The sequence below is a fragment of the Neisseria sp. P0021.S005 genome, from assembly GCF_051956955.1.
This window is the reverse complement of record NZ_JBQCWY010000446.1, coordinates 1-2,558: the sequence shown is the minus strand read 5'-3', so window position 1 is coordinate 2,558 and position 2,558 is coordinate 1. Positions and strand designations below refer to the sequence as shown.

The following is a 2,558-nucleotide window of genomic DNA, read 5'->3' as shown; positions in this document are numbered from 1 at the left end:
CATTCAGAAAGATTAGACATGAGCTTAGTTGAATTAAAAGTGCCAGACATTGGCGGTCACGAAAATGTAGATATTATTGCGGTTGAAGTAAATGTAGGCGACACCATTGCCGTGGACGATACCCTGATTACTTTGGAAACCGATAAAGCCACTATGGACGTACCTGCCGAAGTTGCAGGTGTCGTTAAAGAAGTTAAAGTTAAAGTGGGTGACAAAATCTCCGAAGGCGGCTTGATTGCAGTCGTTGAAGCCGAAGGTGCGGCTGCCGCTCCTAAAGCCGAAGCACCAGCTGCTCCTGCACAAGAAGCGCCTAAAGCTGCTGCTCCAGCTCCTCAAGCTGCACAATTTGGCGGTTCTGCCGATGCTGAATACGATGTGGTCGTATTGGGTGGCGGCCCTGGCGGTTATTCCGCTGCATTTGCCGCTGCTGACGAAGGCTTGAAAGTTGCCATCGTCGAGCGTTACAAAACTTTGGGCGGCGTTTGCTTGAACGTCGGCTGTATCCCTTCAAAAGCTCTGTTGCACAATGCTGCCGTTATCGATGAAGTACGCCACTTGGCTGCCAACGGTATCAAATACCCTGAGCCTGAACTCGATATCGACATGCTGCGCGGCTACAAAGACGGCGTGGTTTCCCGCTTGACTACCGGTTTGGCCGGTATGGCGAAAGGCCGCAAAGTAGACATTATCCAAGGTGACGGCCAATTCTTAGATCCGCGCCACTTGGAAGTTTCGCTGACGACCAGCGAAGTGTACGAACAAGCTACGCCTACCGGTGAGAAAAAAATCGTTGCCTTCAAAAACTGTATCATCGCAGCAGGCAGCCGCGTAACCAAACTGCCTTTCATCCCTGAAGATCCACGCATCATCGATTCCAGCGGCGCTTTGGCTCTGAAAGAAGTACCGGGCAAACTGCTGATTATCGGCGGCGGTATTATCGGTCTTGAAATGGGTACGGTTTACAGCACTCTGGGTTCTCGCCTGGATGTGGTTGAAATGATGGACGGCCTGATGCAAGGCGCAGACCGCGACTTGGTTAAAGTATGGCAAAAACAAAACGAATACCGTTTTGACAACATCATGATTAACACCAAAACTGTTGCTGTTGAGCCTAAAGAAGACGGCGTTTACGTTACCTTCGAAGGTGCAAATGCGCCTAAAGAACCACAACGTTACGATGCCGTACTGGTAGCTGCCGGTCGTGCGCCTAACGGCAAACTCATCAGCGCTGAGAAAGCTGGTGTTGCTGTAACTGATCGCGGCTTCATCGAAGTGGACAAACAAATGCGCACCAATGTGCCGCACATCTACGCTATCGGCGATATCGTCGGTCAACCGATGTTGGCACACAAAGCCGTTCACGAAGGCCACGTTGCCGCTGAAAACTGTGCCGGCCACAAAGCCTACTTCGACGCGCGCGTTATTCCGGGCGTTGCCTACACTTCTCCTGAGGTGGCATGGGTTGGCGAAACCGAGTTGTCTGCCAAAGCCTCCGGCCGCAAAATCACCAAAGCCAACTTCCCATGGGCTGCTTCCGGCCGTGCGATTGCCAACGGTTGCGACAATGGTTTCACCAAGCTGATTTTTGATGCTGAAACCGGCCGCATCATCGGCGGCGGTATCGTTGGTCCTAACGGTGGCGATATGATCGGCGAAGTCTGCTTGGCGATTGAAATGGGCTGTGATGCAGCCGATATCGGTAAAACCATCCACCCACACCCAACCCTGGGCGAATCCATCGGTATGGCTGCGGAAGTGGCATTGGGCGTATGTACCGACCTGCCTGCTCAGAAAAAGAAATAAGTTCACTCAAATAAAATTTGAACGAACTTGATGGAACAAAGGCCGTCTGAATGTTTCAGACGGCCTTTTCGCAAATAAGGAGACTCAATATGAAAAAAATCGAAGCCATTATCAAACCTTTCAAACTCGACGATGTACGCGAAATCCTGACTGAAATCGGCATTACCGGCATGACTGTCAGCGAAGTCAAAGGTTTCGGCCGCCAAAAAGGCCATACGGAAATTTATCGCGGCGCGGAATACGCAGTCGATTTTCTTCCTAAAGTGAAAATCGAATTGGTATTGGCTGACGATAAAGTCGATCAAGCTGTTGATGCCATCTTGGAAACCGCGCATTCTGGCAAAATCGGTGACGGTAAAATCTTTATTTATCCGGTTGAAGAAGCTATCCGTATCCGTACCGGTGAACGCTCGGAAGCAGCGCTTTAATAGAAATCGCAAAATACAGAATACAAATGCCGTCTGAAAATAAGTCGTAGCGTGGTTTGCTCAGGACTTATTTTTCAAACGGCATTAATTGAATCCCCCCCCATTCTCTAAAGTCTATCCAAGTAAACCTATTATCGAAAACTTCACGCTATCAAGCATGGAGGAGTTCGAGGCAATGCTTCACCTGACCTTCGTGAACAACTTTACCGTATCAAATAACTCTTTCCAAAGCAGGGCTAACCCCAATCCCATACTTGCAAAACCTCAACGCCCTCCTTTTAAAATCAATTCTTCGCATTTTTTCCTATTCTTGTTGTTGCCTAACTT

3 protein-coding genes are annotated in these 2,558 nt (G+C 49.3%); all 3 read left to right on the top strand.

Translation table 11 applies throughout. The annotated features are described in order from the left end of the window. Nucleotides 1-18: 18 nt before the first annotated feature. The gene (gene lpdA / locus ACTHUE_RS15365) at nucleotides 19-1,803 is read left to right on the top strand and encodes a dihydrolipoyl dehydrogenase (protein WP_070460743.1); all 1,785 of its coding nucleotides are present in this window, start codon (nucleotides 19-21) and stop codon (nucleotides 1,801-1,803) included. Between the two features lie 89 nt (nucleotides 1,804-1,892). Next, on the top strand, nucleotides 1,893-2,231 hold the full coding sequence (locus tag ACTHUE_RS15360) for a P-II family nitrogen regulator (RefSeq protein WP_003683576.1): 339 nt from the start codon (nucleotides 1,893-1,895) through the stop codon (nucleotides 2,229-2,231). An 88-nt stretch (nucleotides 2,232-2,319) separates the two neighbouring features. Beyond that, nucleotides 2,320-2,558: hypothetical protein (locus ACTHUE_RS15355; RefSeq protein WP_440423924.1), on the top strand; the 239-nt coding region annotated here is incomplete at its 3' end.